Here is a 14,336-nt window from a genome sequence, read left to right as displayed (position 1 = left end):
AGGTAACTTTCGGTTTCAGAAAGGTAATTTTTCGCGATCGCACCGCGGAAATTTCCTACTTGTTAGTCAGGAGGATAGTCGATGACAGCTCAACTGCGCGGGTTGTTGCGCAACTGCCAGAGCAAGATCTGCCGGGCGTGGGCGACCCGGGGCTGGCGCAGCGCAGCCGGGGTCCAGAGCAGGTGGTAATCACGCCGGGTGCGGCCGACCGGGCCGGGAATCTCCGCCAGCTCACCGCGGGCGATGGCCGCCTCGCACAGATAGGCCGGCAACGCGCTCCAGCCGAAACCGTCGACCATCAGGGTGCGCAAGGTGCGCAGATCCTGCCCGGCCACGGCCGGAATCGACGCCGGCAGCTCGATGCCGTTGTGCGCCAGCCAGGTGTCCACCAGCGGCAGTTCCAGGCTGTAGGCCAACAGCGGCTCCCGGCCCAGCGCCTGTTGCAGGCTCCCGCCAGCCAGCAGGCGCTGCACCACGGCGGGCGCCGCCACCGCGACCACTTCGTCGCTGGACATCAGTTCGCCACGCAGTCGTGGATCGTCCGGGGCCTGGGCAGAGATGCCGAGATCGCATTCGCCTTCCACCAACGACCGGGTAATCAGCTCGTGGTTGCCGCTGCGCATGCGCAGGCGAATGCCGTCTTCAAGCAGCGGGCGCAACTGACGCGATACCACTTCGGCAAGAAAATCGGCATGGCCGATGATCTGCAAGGCCCCGGCCAGTTCCACCGAACGCGCCCGTGCCGAGGCCAGGGCCGACTCCGCCAGGTCCAGTTTGTCGCCCAGGTCGGCGGCCAGCTCCCGGGCCGCCGAGGCCGGTTCCACGCCTCGCGCCTGACGGTCGAACAGGGCCCGGCCAATGGCCGCTTCGAGCCCGGCGATATGCTGGGAAACCGCCGGCTGGGTGAGGCTGAGGGTGCGTGCCGCGCCGCTGATGGAGCGCTGCCGGTAGACCTCGATAAAGGTTCGCAGACGGACAAGGGACATGGGCCATCCATAAATAATTTTATATGAGACGCAAAATACCCTGACTTCTGCACGCCTCACCAGTCCCCTAGCATGACCGGCATCTTTTCGAGACAGCCAGTGGAGCATCATGATGATCGACAACCAGGCCCTCCAGGACCTCGACGCTATCCTGCGCGGCATGAAGCGCGCCCACCTCGCCGCCGGTCCGGCCAGCGCTGCACGGCGCCGCGACCGCCTGACCCGCGCCGCCCGCCTGATCCGCGACAACCACGGGGCGATCGCCACGGCCATCGCGGCCGACTTCGGCGCCCGCAGCCGCTACCAGACTCTGGTGGCCGACCTCGCGACCACGGTGAAGATGCTCGAACATTCGGCCGAACACCTGGAAAGCTGGATGCAGCCTGAGCCAGTGGAAAGTCCCGGCCCCGGCATGAGTGCCTGGATCGAACAGCAGCCACTGGGCGTGGTTGGCGTCATCAGTCCGTGGAACTTCCCGATCAACCTGGCCTTCGGGCCGCTGGCCGGGGTCTTCGCTGCGGGCAACAGTGCGATGCTCAAGCCGTCGGAACTGACCCCGGCCACCTCGCAACTGCTGGCCGAGCTGGTTCCCGCGTACTTCGAACCCTCCGAGCTCTGCGTGGTGCTCGGCGATGCCAGCGTCGGCGCCGCGTTCAGCGCCCTGCCCTTCGATCATCTGGTGTTCACCGGCAGCACGGCGGTCGGTCGCCATGTGATGCGGGCTGCGGCCGAGAACCTGGTGCCGGTCACCCTGGAGCTGGGCGGCAAGTCGCCCGTGGTGGTCGCCGAAGGCTTCGATATCGCCACGGCGGTGCAACGCACCCTGACCATCAAGTCCTTCAATGCCGGGCAGATCTGCCTGTCGCCGGATTACCTGCTGATCGCCGAACAGGGCCAACAGGCGTTCGTCGAGGCCAGCCGAGCGTTCATCGCCAGCACCTTCCCGACCCTGCAGAACAATCCGGACTACACCGCGATCATCAACCCGCGGCACTTCGAGCGCCTGCTCGGCCTGCTCGACGACGCCCGACGCAAGGGCGCCACGGTGATCAGCCTGGCCCCGCAAGGGGAACCGGACTTCGACGCCCGCACTCGAAAGATTGCCCCGCACCTGGTGTTCGGCGCCAGCGACGAGATGCAGATCATGCAGGAAGAGATCTTTGGCCCCCTGTTGCCGGTCAGATCCTGTGCCGGCTTCGACGCGGCCCTGGAGTACATCAACGCCCATCCGCGCCCGCTGGCGGCTTATCTGTTCAGCGACGACCCGGCGCAGCAACAGGCCTTCGCCCGTCACACCACCTCGGGAGCACTGGTGATCAACGATGTGATGACCCACGCCTCCATCGACGCCCTGCCCTTCGGCGGCGTGGGTGCGTCGGGCATGGGCGCCTACCACGGCGTGCATGGTTTCCGTCGTTTCACCCATGCCAAGGCGGTGGTCCGGCAGAGCCAGGATGGCGCCTCGAACCTGCGCCTGCGTGCGCCCTATGACACGAAACTGCAAGCGATCCAGGCTTTTCTGGAAGCCTGAACACCCGAATCCCGATTGAAAGGACACACCCGATGAAAGTACTGATGGTTCTGACTTCCCACGACCAACTGGGCGACACCGGACACAAAACCGGCTTCTGGCTGGAAGAGTTCGCGGCGCCTTACTACGTGTTCAAGGATGCCGGTGCCGAAGTGGTGCTGGCCTCCCCGGCCGGTGGCCAGCCGCCGCTGGACCCGAAAAGCGAGCTGCCGGACTTCCAGACCGAACTGACCCAGCGCTTCAAGGCCGACCCCGAGGCCCAGCGCGCGCTGGCCTCGACGGTGAAACTGGACAGCATCGAGGCCAGCGATTTCGACACCGTCTTCTACCCGGGCGGCCACGGCCCGCTGTGGGACCTGGCCGAATCGCCACGCTCCATCGCCCTGATCGAAGCCTTCGAGCGAGCCGGCAAGCCGATCGGTTTCGTCTGCCATGCCCCGGGGGTGCTGCGTCATGTCAAGGCCGCCGACGGCAGTCCGCTGGTGGGCGGGCGCCGGGTCACCGGGTTCACCAATGGCGAAGAAGCCGATGTGCAACTCACCGACGTGGTGCCGTTCCTGATCGAGGACGAGTTCCAGCGCCTGGGCGGGCTGTACGAGAAAACCGGCAACTGGCAGCCGTTCGTGGTGGTCGATGGGCGGCTGGTCACCGGGCAGAACCCGGCCAGTTCCGAAGACGCCGCCAAGGCGTTGCTCAAGCTGCTCGGCTGAGGCTACTGCTGCAGATGCCGGGCCAGCGCTTCGCTGGTCCGGCGCGCCATTTGCGGATCGACCTCGGCCAGCACCCGGCCAAGATGCTCAAGCTGTTCGACGCTGAGCCCCACGTTCAGGCTGATGCGCATATGGGCCTGCAACTGCGGCTCGACGCCCGTCAGGGCGGACAGCATGCTCACCGTTGCCAGCTCGCGGCTCTGCCAGTCGAGGTTGTCGCGCTCGAAGATATCGCCGAACAGGTGGCTGCGCAGGTACTGGTTGGCCAACGGTGCGAACTCGAACAACGGACCGGCCACCGGGGCCCCGGACAACCGGGTCTGGTTGGCGGTACCGGCGGCGAGCAGTTCATCCCCGACCGGAATCGCTCGCTGCGGTTCACGTCCTGGCGCATCCTCGATACCGCGCTGCTTGCGCTCTTCCACCACCGCCATCAGCACGCCGAGGGCATTGAGGCTGCGCGGGAACCCGGCGTAGGCATACAGCTGGACCAGGATTTCCCGGGTATCGCTGATGCTCAGGCCGGCATCCAGGCCCTTGCCCAGGGCAGCCTTGAGCGGCTCCATCTGCCCTGCTGCCGCCAGCGCCGCGATGGGCACCATGGCTTGCTGGCGGGCATCGAGGGTGGTGGAAAGGCTGATGCTGCTATCGGCGGATCGGTTCACCTGGGTGATCTCCTGTGAAGTGCTGGCTTCGGCGGCGGCGGCCAGACAGAGGGTAGCGCTCAACACGCCGGCGCGCAGGCGTTCAACGGGCGAGGTATTGCTCATCGCTGACCTTCTCCATCCAGTTCACATTCTTGCCGTCCAGGCTGGGAGTAACCGCCAGATGGGTCATGGCGGTGTTGGGCGCGGCGCCGTGCCAGTGCTTGATGCCGGGCGGGCACCAGATCACATCGCCGGGGCGGATCACCTGCACCGGCTGGCCCCATTCCTGGACCAGGCCGACGCCTGCGGTGACCAGCAGGCGCTGCCCGGCCGGATGGGTGTGCCAGGCTGAGCGGGCACCGGGCTCGAAGGTCACCAGCCCGCCGGAGGCATTGAGGTGGTCATCGACGGGCCAGACCGGGTCGATGCGGACACGGCCGGTGAAGAATTGCTCGGGGCCGGCGATGGACGCCTGTTCTCCGGCGCGGATGATGCGTTGTTCGCCGGCCTCGGCCGGCAGTTGCAGGGCGGCGAGGCAGAGCAGGCAAACACTCGGGTTGGCAAGACGCATGGGCGGTTTCCGTTCGATGGCTGATCGAACCGATTCAGCCACAGCATCGGCGAGGGCATAACCCGCCGGGGCTTGATGCCGCCATGAACCAGATTCATCAATAGACCTTGTGGTGCTGCTGATGGCCTCATCGCTGGCAAGCCAGCTCCCACAGGGTCGCGGTGCATGCGATCCCTGTGGGAGCTGGCTTGCCAGCGATAGGGTCCTTTAGAACAACCCCATCTGCCGATCGATCAACCCATCGAAATCATCCCCGACAAAGGGCAATATCGCATCCGCCACCGGCTGCAACTGCCGGTCCAGGTAATGCTGGTAATCGATCGGACTGCGCCGGTTCTCCAGCGGCTCCGGCCCGCTGGTGGTGATCACGTAGCTGATCCAGCCACCGCGCTGGTACTGCCGCGGCCGGCCCCGGCTGTCGTTGTATTCGTCCGCCAGGCGCGCGGCGCGGACATGCGGCGGGACGTTGCGCTGGTAGTCACTCAATGGCCTACGCAGGCGCTTGCGGTAGATCAGCAGTTCATCCAGCTCCCCTGCCAGGGTGCGCTGCACGTAATCACGGACGAATTCCCGGTATGGCTGGCGCTGGAAGATCCGCTGGTATAGCGCCTGCTGGAACTCCCGGGCCAGCGGCGACCAGTCGGTACGCACGCTTTCCAGGCCCTTGTAGACCATCTCCTCGCTGCCGTCGGCGCGCCGCACCAACCCGGCATAGCGCTTCTTGCTGCCCTCCTCGGCGCCGCGGATGGTGGGCATGAGGAAGCGCGTGTAATGGGTCTCGTACTGCAATTCCAGGGCGCTTTCCAGCCCGTACTCTTCGCGCAGGTGCTCGCGCCACCACTGGTTGACCCCCGCCACCAGCGCCTTGCCGATACGGTCGGCATCCTCCGGCGCATGGGCGCTCTTGAGCCAGACGAAGGTGGAGTCGGTATCGCCATAGATCACCGCATAGCCCTGGGCCTCGATCAGTTGGCGGGTGCGCTGCATGATTTCATGCCCGCGCAGGGTGATGGACGAGGCCAGGCGGGGATCGAAGAAGCGGCAACCACTTGAGCCGAGCACACCATAGAAGGCATTCATGATGATCTTCAACGCCTGGGACAACGGCGCGTTGCCATCGCGCTTGGCCGCTTCACGACTCTGCCAGACCCGCTCGACGATGGCCGGCAGGCAATGCCGGGTCCGCGAGAAACGCGCCTGGCGGAAACCCGCTACCGAGTGCTGGTCATCCGGCTCGCGCAGGCCCTCGATCAAGCCCACCGGGTCGATCAGGAAGGAACGGATGATCGACGGATACAGGCTCTTGTAGTCCAGTACCAGCACCGACTCGTAGAGCCCGGGCCGGGAATCCATGACGAAACCGCCGGGGCTGGCCTCGCCTTCGCGCCCGCCAAGGTTCGGCGCCACGAAGCCAAGGCGGTGCATCAGCGGGATGTACAAATGGCAAAAGGCCGCCACCGAGCCACCGCTGCGATCCGCCGGCAGGCCGGTGACCGTGGCCCGCTCCAGCAGGAAGTCCAGCAGGCGGGTCTTGCGGAAGATCCGCGTGACCAGTTCGCAGTCCTTGAGGTTGTAACGTGCCAGGGCCGGACGGTCCTCGGCGAACATGCGGTTGATCTCGTCCATGCGCTGGTACGGCGTGTCGATGGCCTTGCCTTCGCCGAGCAGGGTCTGGGCGACGTTTTCCAGGCTGAAGGACGGGAAGCTCCAGGTCGCCGAACGCAGCGCCTCGATGCCGTCGATGATCAACCGGCCGGCCGCCGCGGCGAAGAAGTGTGTACGGCTGCCGTGCTCGCGCCACTCCATGGGCTGGGCATCGCGGCCCAGCAATAACGGCACGCCCAGGTGTTTGCTGTGCTCATGCAGGACGCGCAGGTCGAACTGCACCAGGTTCCAGCCGATGATCGCATCCGGATCATGGCGGGCCAGCCAGGTGTTGAGGCTATGCAGCAGGTCGGCGCGCGAATCGCACCAGGCGAGGTCGAAATCCACGGCGCCAGGCTCGCCGTTGGCCGGGCCAAGCATGTACACCTGGCGCTGGCCGCAGCCTTCCAGGGCGATGGAATACAGTTCGCCGCGCTCGCTGGTCTCGATATCCAGGGACACCAGTTTCAGCGGCGGGCGGTAGTCGTTGGCCGGTTTCAACTGGGCGTCGAGGTACAAGCCGTCGGCATCCACCTGCCCGCTGAAGGCCACCGGGGCGGTGATGAAGCGCTCCATCAGGTAGCGCTCGGGCGGCCGGATATCGCCTTCGAGCACCTCGATGCCGGCGGCGCGCAGGCGTTTGTCCAACTGGATCAACTGGCGTTGCTGGCGGCAGTACAGGCCGAGGACGGGCTGGTGCTCGAAGTCCTGCAGGGCCAGGGGGCGCAGCTCGACATCCCGCTCGCCGCGCAGCAGCTCGCGCACGCGGGCCTCGTACTGCGCGGGGATGAAGGCCACCGAAGTCTGCAATGGCAGGCGCAGCAGGCGCGGGCCCGCATCAGTGGCCAGCCAGAACTCCACCTGGGTGCCCTGGGGCGTGTCCCGCCAATGGCGGGTCAGGACAAAGCCCTGTTGTGGCTGCACCACAGTTTCCTCTGCTGGCAAAAATCGAATGGCCGCTGCAAAACCCTGTGGGAGCTGGCTTGCCAGCGATGAGGCCGGCCATGGCAAAGATGTTGTCAGGTCCGGCCCAATCGCTGGCAAGCCAGCTCCCACAGGTTTTTGCGCAAGCCGCGAAGGGGACGGATTCTACCTGCACGGCACCTTGTCGACGACGGGTTTCGGCGCGCCCCTCATCCCGTTAGAATGCCCGGCCAGGAGTTTCTTCCCTCACTATGGACAGTGCCCGAGACCATGAATGCCGCCCAGCAGGACCAACCCCGTGCGATGTGACCGCTCCCTGCTCTCCCTGTTGTGGCTGCTGCCGCTGACGGCACTGGCCGGCGATCCGCTCATCGATCCCCATGCCGACCTGCTCTACCGCCAGGCGCTGCCCCTGCTGGAGAAGGCCGACGCGCAAAGCAACGCCCTGCCGCTGGATGTCCTGCCCACCGACGGCGAGCTGATCCGCAAGGTCCAGGCCCTCGACCAGACCCTGCAACCCGCCGTCGCCCTGCTGCAACGCGCCGCGCTGTTGCAGCATCCGGTGGCCGAGTACCGCCTGGCGCTGCACTACATCACCCACCTGCCGGCCGCACAGATCGCCGCCGAAGCCTGTCCGCTGCTGCGTTCGAGCATCGCTCAGGGCTTCGCCCCGGCCGCGCTGGAAGTGGTCAACTGGTGTCCGGACCTGCTGGAAGACCGTGCCTTCCGCCAGGACCTGGAGCAGGTCGCGGCGCGCAGTTCGTTCTACGCCGGCTACTATCCGCAACCTGCCGTGCGCCTGCTGTGCCTGCGCGAACGCCCGCAGGGCCTGGCCCTGCAATGGGGGCGCCAGCGCGACTTCCAGGCCGAGGTCTACCGCCTGCTCGCCGGCCTGGATGCCAACCAGCGCGTCAGCTATGTGCAAAAGGCCATGGACCTCAACGGCTGCCAGGCGGCACGCCGTCAACTGGTCAGCCAGCACCCCTGAGGTAACTGGGCAAGATTGTTCAAGGCGCCCGCGCGGCGCTCTGGCATCCTGCATGGCCGTCCCTCACCACGCTGTCGCCCATGTCCCCATCCCTTGCCCGCACCGCCTATATCAAGGGCTCCATCGCCTGCCTGCCATTGTCCCTGGCGGTCGCGCCCTGGGGCCTGCTGGCCGGCTCCATGGCCATTGAAGCCAACCTTACCCCGCTGGAAAGCCAGGGCCTGTCGGCGATCGTCTTCGCCGGCGCGGCGCAACTGGTGGCCATCGGCATGCTCAAGGGTGGCGCCAACCTGTTCTCGATCCTGCTGACCACCCTGCTGCTGACCTCCCAGCACCTGCTCTACGGCCTGTCGATGCGCCCGGTACTGTCGGAGTTGCCGACCCGCTGGCGCCTGGCCCTGGGCTTTCTGCTGACCGACGAGTTCTTCGCCCTGGTCAGCCAGCACGACCGCCAGCAGTTCAACCGCTGGTACGCCTTCGGCGTCGGTTTCACCTTCTACCTGGCGTGGAACCTGTTCACCCTGGCCGGGATCATCCTTGGCCAGAGCATCCCGCACCTGGACCAACTGGGCCTGGACTTCTCCATCGCGGCCACCTTCGTCGCCCTGATCGCGCCGACCGTGCGCAACCTGCCGACTGTGGTCTGCGTGGCGGTGGCGCTGTTCTGCTCGGTGCTGTTCAGCTACTGGCACTGGGAGACCGCCCTGGTCGCCGCCGGGCTGCTGGGCATGGCCGCCGGCTTCATTTGCCAGAAATTCTCGGGAGCACGCTGATGGTCTTCGTCCTGATCTTCGCCATGGGCCTGCTGGTCTTCCTCAACCGCTACGCCTTCCTCGAGCCCCGCCTGCCGCTGCGCCTGAGCTCCAATGCCCGGGAGTTCCTCGGCTTTGCCGTGCCGGGGATGCTCACCGCGATCTGCGGGCCGATCGTGTTCCTGCCCGAACACCAGCTCAACCTGGATCCGGCCAACCCCTACCTGCTGGGTTCGCTGCTGGCGGTGGTGCTGGTACTCTGGACGCGCAATACCCTGCTCAGCATGCTGCTGAGCATGGGCTTCTTCTTCGTCTATCGCTGGTGGCTGAACGGTTCGCCATGACACAGGCTCCACGGGAACAGACCCACTTCTGGCAGGCGCCGGCGCTGGACAACCTCGAGTTGCTCCAGGCCCGCTATTTCCAGCAACGCTTCGCGCCTCATGTGCACGAGGGCTACTCCATCGTCGCCATCGAGACCGGCGCGCAGTGCTTCTGGCACCGCGGCGCCGACCATGTGGCGCCGGTGGGCAGCGTGGTGCTGATCAACCCGGAAGAACTGCACACCGGCTCCCGCGCCCACGAAAACGGCTGGAGCTATCGCGGCTGCTACCCGGACGTGGCGCATATGACCAGCGTGCTGGACGAGCTGGAACTCAGCGCCGGCGGCACCCCGGGCTTCAGCAGTAGCGTGTTGCAGGACCCGCTGGTGTTCCGTGCCCTGCTCGGCCTGCACCGCTGCGCGCAACAGGGCGCCAGCGCCCTGGAGCAGCAGTCGGCATGGCGCGAGGCGGCCTTGTTGCTGATGCAACGCCACGCCAGGGTCCGCGATCCGCGCGCCCCGGGCAACGAGCCGCTGGCCGTGGCCCGGGCCCGCGAGCTGCTGGATGCGCGCCTGGACTGCCCGCCCTCGCTGGAAGAACTGGCCGCTGCCGTGCACCTCTCGCCCTTCTACTTCGCCCGGGTGTTCCGCCAGGCCACCGGCCTGCCGCCCCATGCCTGGCTCAAGCAGCGCCGCCTGGCCCGGGCGCGGACCCTGCTGCGCCACGGCTACCTGCCGTTCAATGTCGCCGTGGACCTGGGCTTCTCCGACCAGGCACACCTCAACCGCCAGTTCAAGCAGGCCTTCGGCGTCACCCCCGGCGAATACCGCCGCGCCTGTGCCGACAGCACGCCGAGCATCTCCGTTCGATAATCGAACACAACCCAGTCTCCACCCCTCAAGCGGTCATCTTCGTCCTCCGATAGCAATGGCAACCCGCCCCACACGACAAGTGGCGGGACCGACAATCGAGGAGCCCTGCCCGCATGTTCGCCGACCTGAAAATCCGCACCGGTATGTTCTGGGTGCTGTCCCTGTTCAGCCTGACCCTGCTGTTCTCCACCGTCAGCGCCTGGCGCGCCGCCGTGGGCAGCGACGCGCAGATCGCCGAGCTGGACCGTACCGCGCACCAGTCCGATCGCCTGAACAACGCCCTGCTGATGGCGATCCGTTCCAGCGCCAACGTGTCCTCGGGCTTTATCGAACAGCAAGGCGGCCATATGGACAGTGCCAAGGGCCGCCTGACCCGCTCCGAAGAGCTGATCAACGCCAGCCTGGCGCTGACCGCCGAGTTCGTCGCCGCCGTCGATGATCCGGCAATCAAGGGCACCGCCGATGAGCTGCAACGCACCTTCCAGACCTATTCCGTGGCCATCGCCGGGCAGCGCCAGGCGACCCTGGAAAACTCCCTGGATCGTTATTTCGCGGTTAACGTCGATGCCGGCAATGCCATGGGCCGCCTGCAGGCCTTGCGCCAGGAGCTGGTAAAGGAGCTGAGCGCGCGCAGCCAGCAGATCATGGCCGAGTCGGCCAACCGCCTGCGCACCGCGCAACTGCTGAGCCTGGCCTTGCTGGTGACCACGGTGCTGCTGGCGGTGCTGTGCTGGGGCTTGATCCAGCAGCGCGTGCTGCGCCCGCTGGCCGAAGCCGGGCGGCATTTCCAGCGCATTGCCGGCGGCGACCTGAGCGAGCCGGTCAAAGTGCCGGGCAGCAACGAGATCGGCCAGCTGTTCGCCGAACTGCAACGCATGCAGCACAGCCAGCGCGACACTCTGGGCCAGATCGGCGCCTGCGCCGGGCAACTGGCCGCCTCCGCCAAGGCCCTGAATACGGTCACCGAACAGAGCGCGGAAAGTCTGCGCCGCCAGGATGAAGAGCTGGAACAGGCGGCCACCGCCGTCACCGAGATGACCACCGCCGTGGAAGAAGTGGCGCGCAATGCCGTGTCCACCTCCCAGGCCGCCAATGACTCCAACCGCCTGGCCGAGCAAAGCCGCCAGCAGGTCAGCGACACCCTCGACGGCACCCAGGCCATGGCCGGCGAAGTGCAGGCCGGCAGCGAGCGTTTGCAACTGCTGGCCGGGGAGATCCGCGATATCGGCAAGGTGCTGGAAGTCATCCGTGCGGTTTCCGAGCAGACCAACCTGCTGGCCCTCAACGCTGCCATCGAAGCGGCCCGGGCCGGTGAAGCCGGGCGTGGTTTTGCGGTGGTCGCCGACGAGGTGCGTACCCTGGCCTACCGCACCCAGCAGTCGACCCAGGAAATCGAGCAGATGATCGGCAGCGTGCAGCACGGTACCGAGGTGGCGGTCAGCTCCATGCACGCCAGTGCCGAGCGGGCGCGTTCGGCGCTGGACACCACCCAGGCCTCGGAGCAGGTGCTGCAAGGCATCTATGCCGCCATCGGGCAGATCAACGAACGCAACCTGGTGATCGCCAGTGCCGCCGAGGAGCAGGCCCAGGTGGCGCGGGAGGTGGACCGCAACCTGCTGAATATCCGCGAACTGTCGGCGCGTTCGGCCGAGGGCGCGCAGCAGACCAGCGCGGCGAGCCAGACCCTGTCGGGGCTGGCGAGCGAGCTGACGGCGCTGGTGGGGCGATTCAGGGTCTGAGTTCCGCGCGGGCTCCTGTAGACTGGCGGCCCTGTCCCGTTTCCGGAGCCTTGCCCGCGATGCCCGTTGTCACCTTGCACCAGACCGCCCCTGCCGAACCGCTGCACAGCCAGCTGATGCAACTGGTGGTCGACAACTTCAGCGACCTCAGCGCCACCGGCCTGCAGCCGAGCAATCCGCTGTACAACCTGTACCAATACGCGCTGGGCTTCGAGGTGCACCTTTATCTGCAAGCGCTGGGTGGCACGCGCTTGCCGGTGGAGCTGGTGCTGGCGTGCGACGAGGAGCAACTGGCCGGGTTCGTGTTGTACCTGCCGATCGAGGGCGAGCCCGGGGCCTGCGCCGTGGCCTATATGGCGGTGCGCCAGGACCTACGTCGCCGCGGGATCGCCCGGGCGATGCTCGACGAGGTGCGCCAGCGTCATCCGCGTATCGAACTGGCCTGTGGCAAGGGCAAGGTGCCGTGTTTCGAAGCCCTCGGCTTCGAGGTGGTCGGAGCCCGGGGGCCGCAGGTGCTGATGGCCACCGATGCGCCGGCCGGGGATGCGGAGCTGGCGGTGCTGGATGTGGCGCCGATCTTCCGCACGGTGGAGATCCAGCAGATCCACAGCTACCTGCTCAAGCAGCATGGGCGCAAGGCGATGGTCGAGGCGGAGAAGAAGCGTGATCGGCAACTGGATGAATTGAGCCGGCATGCGGCGGCGTTTGCCTGGGAGCGTACTGCGAACTGGCAGTTGCGAGCTATACGACTGATCTGAATACGCCGCGTACCCTGTGGGAGCTGGCTTGCCAGCGATTTGGCCAGATCGAACAACATCTTTGCCTGTGCCGACCTCATCGCTGGCAAGCCAGCTCCCACAGGGATCAGCAGTGCGCTTCACAACCGCAAACAACCGAACCGCTACCGTCCGGCGGCAACCCCGGAATCATTGAACTTCCCCCGCAGTCAATACATCAGGTACTCAACCTGAGACTCCGGCCATGCACGCTCCGTGGACCACCCTCTGCCTCACCGCCCTGCTCAGCCTCACCGCCCAGGCCGCCGACCCGGTCGCCAACAAGGCCGAGGAAAAAGCCGAAGCCCTGGAACACGCCGTCGCGGTCCAGGCCAAGCCCGCTCCCGGCACCACCCTTACCCCGACAGAAGCCAAGGCCGTTGACCCCAACGGCGAGGCCGCCCTCGACGACACTCTGACCTGCCTGTCACGCACCATCTACTGGGAAGCCAAGGGCGCCAGCGCCGCCGACATGCAGGCAGTGGCCAACGTGGTGCTCAATCGTCTCGGCCATGACGGTTTCCCCGATACCGTCTGCGGCGTGGTCAAGCAGGGCTCCGAGCGCCATGCCTGCCAGTTCTCCTGGTGGTGCGATGGCCGGGCCGACCAGATCAAGGAAGACGAACCGTTTCTCCAGGCCAAGGAAATCGCGCGCAAGACCCTCAACCGCCAGCTCCCCGACAACAGCCACGGCGCCCTCTATTTCCATGACCGCAAGGCCGCTCCCGCCTGGCGCAAAACCTTCGTGAAAACCGCGCAGACCAGTCGATTTGTCTTCTATAAACCGCAAAATGGCGCAGCGCGCTGATCCGTCGCAGGGAACCCGAACGGCCCGATGCCGGACAAAGACGACAGGCAGTAGCCATTCTGGCTACCATGCACCCGCTTGTTCTGCATTTTTACCCCAATCCATCGGGGCTCCGGTCGGGCCATCAGCGCGGACCCGCCGGTTTCATGTACCAGGGAGATTTCAATGCGCGTCCGTTCCTCCATGCTTTGCTTCGTCTTGCTCTGCCTCGGCCCCCTGCTCGCCAGCCAGGTCCAGGCGTCGGAAGAGACGCAACTGATCGACTCGATCAACGCTTACCGCAACCAGTCCCAGGCCTGCGCCAACCAGGCGTCCCTGGAACTGCCACCGCTGGCCAGCGACCCGCGCCTGGTGCTGTCGGCCACCAGCATGGGCGACCTGCAACAGCAACTGGCCCGGGTCGCCTACCCGATGGTCAATGTCCAGGCCATCAGCCTGTCCGGCCCGCGGGATGCCGGGGCGGCGATGAAAGCCATCCGCGAGAGCTTCTGCCAGGTGGTGCTGGACCCGCAGTTCGTCGATATCGGCGTCAGCCGCGAAGACCGTGAATGGCGTATCGTGGTCGCCCGCCCGCTGCTCAGCGCGCGCCTGGGCGACTGGCAAAGCGAAGGGCGCAACCTGCTCGACGCGATCAACAGCGCCCGCGCCCAGCCGCGCCAATGCGGTACCCAGGCCATGAGCGCGACCACCCCGCTGGGCTGGAACGACACTCTGGCCGGGGCGGCCCAGAGCCACAGCCGGGCCATGGCCAACCAGAATTTCTTCGACCATATCGACCGTGAAGGCCGCACCCCGGGTGACCGGGCGGAGCTCGCCGGCTACAGCGGCCAGCGCATCGCCGAGAACATCGCCGCCGGCCTCGACAGCCCGCGCAAGGTGGTCGATGGCTGGCTGGCCAGCCCGGGGCATTGTGCGAACCTGATGAACCCGCAGTTGCGGGAGATGGGCGGGGCCTATGCCACCGACCCGAAGAGCGATGCGGGAATCTACTGGACGGCGTTGTTCGGGACGCCATGAACGGCTGCCAAGGTGCGCGGCACGGTCGTCCACCTAGCATTTTTGTCA

General features: G+C 66.4%; 14 protein-coding genes. 10 read left to right on the top strand and 4 right to left on the bottom strand.

Going from position 1 to position 14,336, the window contains the following annotated elements; all coding sequences use genetic code 11:
* Positions 1-89: 89 nt before the first annotated feature.
* The gene (locus PSEMO_RS03220) at positions 90-986 is read right to left on the bottom strand and encodes a LysR family transcriptional regulator (RefSeq protein WP_075801720.1); all 897 of its coding nucleotides are present in this window, start codon (positions 984-986) and stop codon (positions 90-92) included.
* A 109-nt stretch (positions 987-1,095) separates the two neighbouring features.
* Here PSEMO_RS03220 and PSEMO_RS03215 point away from each other — a divergent pair, with 109 nt between their 5' ends.
* Together PSEMO_RS03215 and PSEMO_RS03210 are read left to right on the top strand one after the other, a co-directional pair.
* Positions 1,096-2,517 carry a coniferyl aldehyde dehydrogenase gene (locus PSEMO_RS03215; RefSeq protein WP_256720953.1) on the top strand — a complete coding sequence of 474 codons (1,422 nt, stop codon included), beginning with the start codon at positions 1,096-1,098 and terminating at the stop codon, positions 2,515-2,517.
* Positions 2,518-2,549: 32 nt separating this feature from the next.
* Positions 2,550-3,227 (top strand): type 1 glutamine amidotransferase domain-containing protein, encoded by a 678-nt coding sequence (locus PSEMO_RS03210; RefSeq protein ID WP_075801718.1) that lies wholly within the window; start codon positions 2,550-2,552, stop codon positions 3,225-3,227.
* Positions 3,228-3,229: 2 nt separating this feature from the next.
* Here the strand turns inward: PSEMO_RS03210 and PSEMO_RS03205 are convergent, their stop codons facing one another.
* The 3 genes from PSEMO_RS03205 to PSEMO_RS03195 form a co-directional block, all read right to left on the bottom strand.
* The gene (locus tag PSEMO_RS03205; RefSeq protein WP_075801717.1) at positions 3,230-3,997 is read right to left on the bottom strand and encodes a carboxymuconolactone decarboxylase family protein; all 768 of its coding nucleotides are present in this window, start codon (positions 3,995-3,997) and stop codon (positions 3,230-3,232) included.
* On the bottom strand, positions 3,975-4,445 hold the full coding sequence (locus PSEMO_RS03200) for a (R)-mandelonitrile lyase (RefSeq protein ID WP_081430188.1): 471 nt from the start codon (positions 4,443-4,445) through the stop codon (positions 3,975-3,977). Before PSEMO_RS03200 ends, PSEMO_RS03205 begins: the two co-directional genes overlap by 23 nt.
* A gap of 207 nt (positions 4,446-4,652) precedes the next feature.
* Complete coding sequence (locus tag PSEMO_RS03195; protein WP_086937195.1) at positions 4,653-7,013, bottom strand: DNA polymerase II; 2,361 nt, start codon at positions 7,011-7,013, stop codon at positions 4,653-4,655.
* A gap of 298 nt (positions 7,014-7,311) precedes the next feature.
* Here PSEMO_RS03195 and PSEMO_RS03190 point away from each other — a divergent pair, with 298 nt between their 5' ends.
* The 8 genes from PSEMO_RS03190 (at position 7,312) to PSEMO_RS03155 (ending at position 14,288) form a co-directional block, all read left to right on the top strand.
* Positions 7,312-8,001 carry a hypothetical protein gene (locus PSEMO_RS03190; RefSeq protein ID WP_081430187.1) on the top strand — a complete coding sequence of 230 codons (690 nt, stop codon included), beginning with the start codon at positions 7,312-7,314 and terminating at the stop codon, positions 7,999-8,001.
* Positions 8,002-8,081: 80 nt separating this feature from the next.
* Positions 8,082-8,774, top strand: coding sequence for an AzlC family ABC transporter permease (locus PSEMO_RS03185; RefSeq protein WP_075801714.1), 693 nt, complete (start codon positions 8,082-8,084; stop codon positions 8,772-8,774).
* Complete coding sequence (locus tag PSEMO_RS03180; protein WP_075801826.1) at positions 8,771-9,097, top strand: AzlD domain-containing protein; 327 nt, start codon at positions 8,771-8,773, stop codon at positions 9,095-9,097. Before PSEMO_RS03185 ends, PSEMO_RS03180 begins: the two co-directional genes overlap by 4 nt.
* Complete coding sequence (locus tag PSEMO_RS03175) at positions 9,094-9,948, top strand: helix-turn-helix transcriptional regulator (RefSeq protein ID WP_075801713.1); 855 nt, start codon at positions 9,094-9,096, stop codon at positions 9,946-9,948. The genes PSEMO_RS03180 and PSEMO_RS03175 overlap by 4 nt, the downstream gene beginning before the upstream one ends.
* A 113-nt stretch (positions 9,949-10,061) precedes the next feature.
* Positions 10,062-11,687 (top strand): methyl-accepting chemotaxis protein, encoded by a 1,626-nt coding sequence (locus tag PSEMO_RS03170; RefSeq protein WP_075801712.1) that lies wholly within the window; start codon positions 10,062-10,064, stop codon positions 11,685-11,687.
* 59 nt (positions 11,688-11,746) lie between these two features.
* Positions 11,747-12,445, top strand: coding sequence for a GNAT family N-acetyltransferase (locus tag PSEMO_RS03165; RefSeq protein ID WP_075801711.1), 699 nt, complete (start codon positions 11,747-11,749; stop codon positions 12,443-12,445).
* Positions 12,446-12,668: 223 nt separating this feature from the next.
* Positions 12,669-13,271, top strand: coding sequence for a cell wall hydrolase (locus PSEMO_RS03160; protein ID WP_075801710.1), 603 nt, complete (start codon positions 12,669-12,671; stop codon positions 13,269-13,271).
* Positions 13,272-13,436: 165 nt separating this feature from the next.
* Positions 13,437-14,288 (top strand): CAP domain-containing protein, encoded by an 852-nt coding sequence (locus tag PSEMO_RS03155; protein ID WP_075801709.1) that lies wholly within the window; start codon positions 13,437-13,439, stop codon positions 14,286-14,288.
* The last annotated feature ends 48 nt before the right edge of the window (positions 14,289-14,336 follow it).

Source organism: Pseudomonas putida, assembly GCF_001941965.1.
Classification (GTDB): Bacteria; Pseudomonadota; Gammaproteobacteria; order Pseudomonadales; family Pseudomonadaceae; genus Aquipseudomonas; species Aquipseudomonas putida_L.
The sequence above is the reverse complement of the archived record's forward strand: the minus strand, read 5'-3'. Positions and strand labels throughout refer to the sequence as shown.

Coding starts and splice junctions, on each gene's coding strand:
- PSEMO_RS03220 (WP_075801720.1), bottom strand. CDS start 986: ATGTCCCTTGTCCGTCTGCGAACCTTTATCGAGGTCTACCGGCAGCGC.
- PSEMO_RS03215 (WP_256720953.1), top strand. CDS start 1,096: ATGATGATCGACAACCAGGCCCTCCAGGACCTCGACGCTATCCTGCGC.
- PSEMO_RS03210 (WP_075801718.1), top strand. CDS start 2,550: ATGAAAGTACTGATGGTTCTGACTTCCCACGACCAACTGGGCGACACC.
- PSEMO_RS03205 (WP_075801717.1), bottom strand. CDS start 3,997: ATGAGCAATACCTCGCCCGTTGAACGCCTGCGCGCCGGCGTGTTGAGC.
- PSEMO_RS03200 (WP_081430188.1), bottom strand. CDS start 4,445: ATGCGTCTTGCCAACCCGAGTGTTTGCCTGCTCTGCCTCGCCGCCCTG.
- PSEMO_RS03185 (WP_075801714.1), top strand. CDS start 8,082: ATGTCCCCATCCCTTGCCCGCACCGCCTATATCAAGGGCTCCATCGCC.
- PSEMO_RS03175 (WP_075801713.1), top strand. CDS start 9,094: ATGACACAGGCTCCACGGGAACAGACCCACTTCTGGCAGGCGCCGGCG.
- PSEMO_RS03170 (WP_075801712.1), top strand. CDS start 10,062: ATGTTCGCCGACCTGAAAATCCGCACCGGTATGTTCTGGGTGCTGTCC.
- PSEMO_RS03165 (WP_075801711.1), top strand. CDS start 11,747: ATGCCCGTTGTCACCTTGCACCAGACCGCCCCTGCCGAACCGCTGCAC.
- PSEMO_RS03160 (WP_075801710.1), top strand. CDS start 12,669: ATGCACGCTCCGTGGACCACCCTCTGCCTCACCGCCCTGCTCAGCCTC.
- PSEMO_RS03155 (WP_075801709.1), top strand. CDS start 13,437: ATGCGCGTCCGTTCCTCCATGCTTTGCTTCGTCTTGCTCTGCCTCGGC.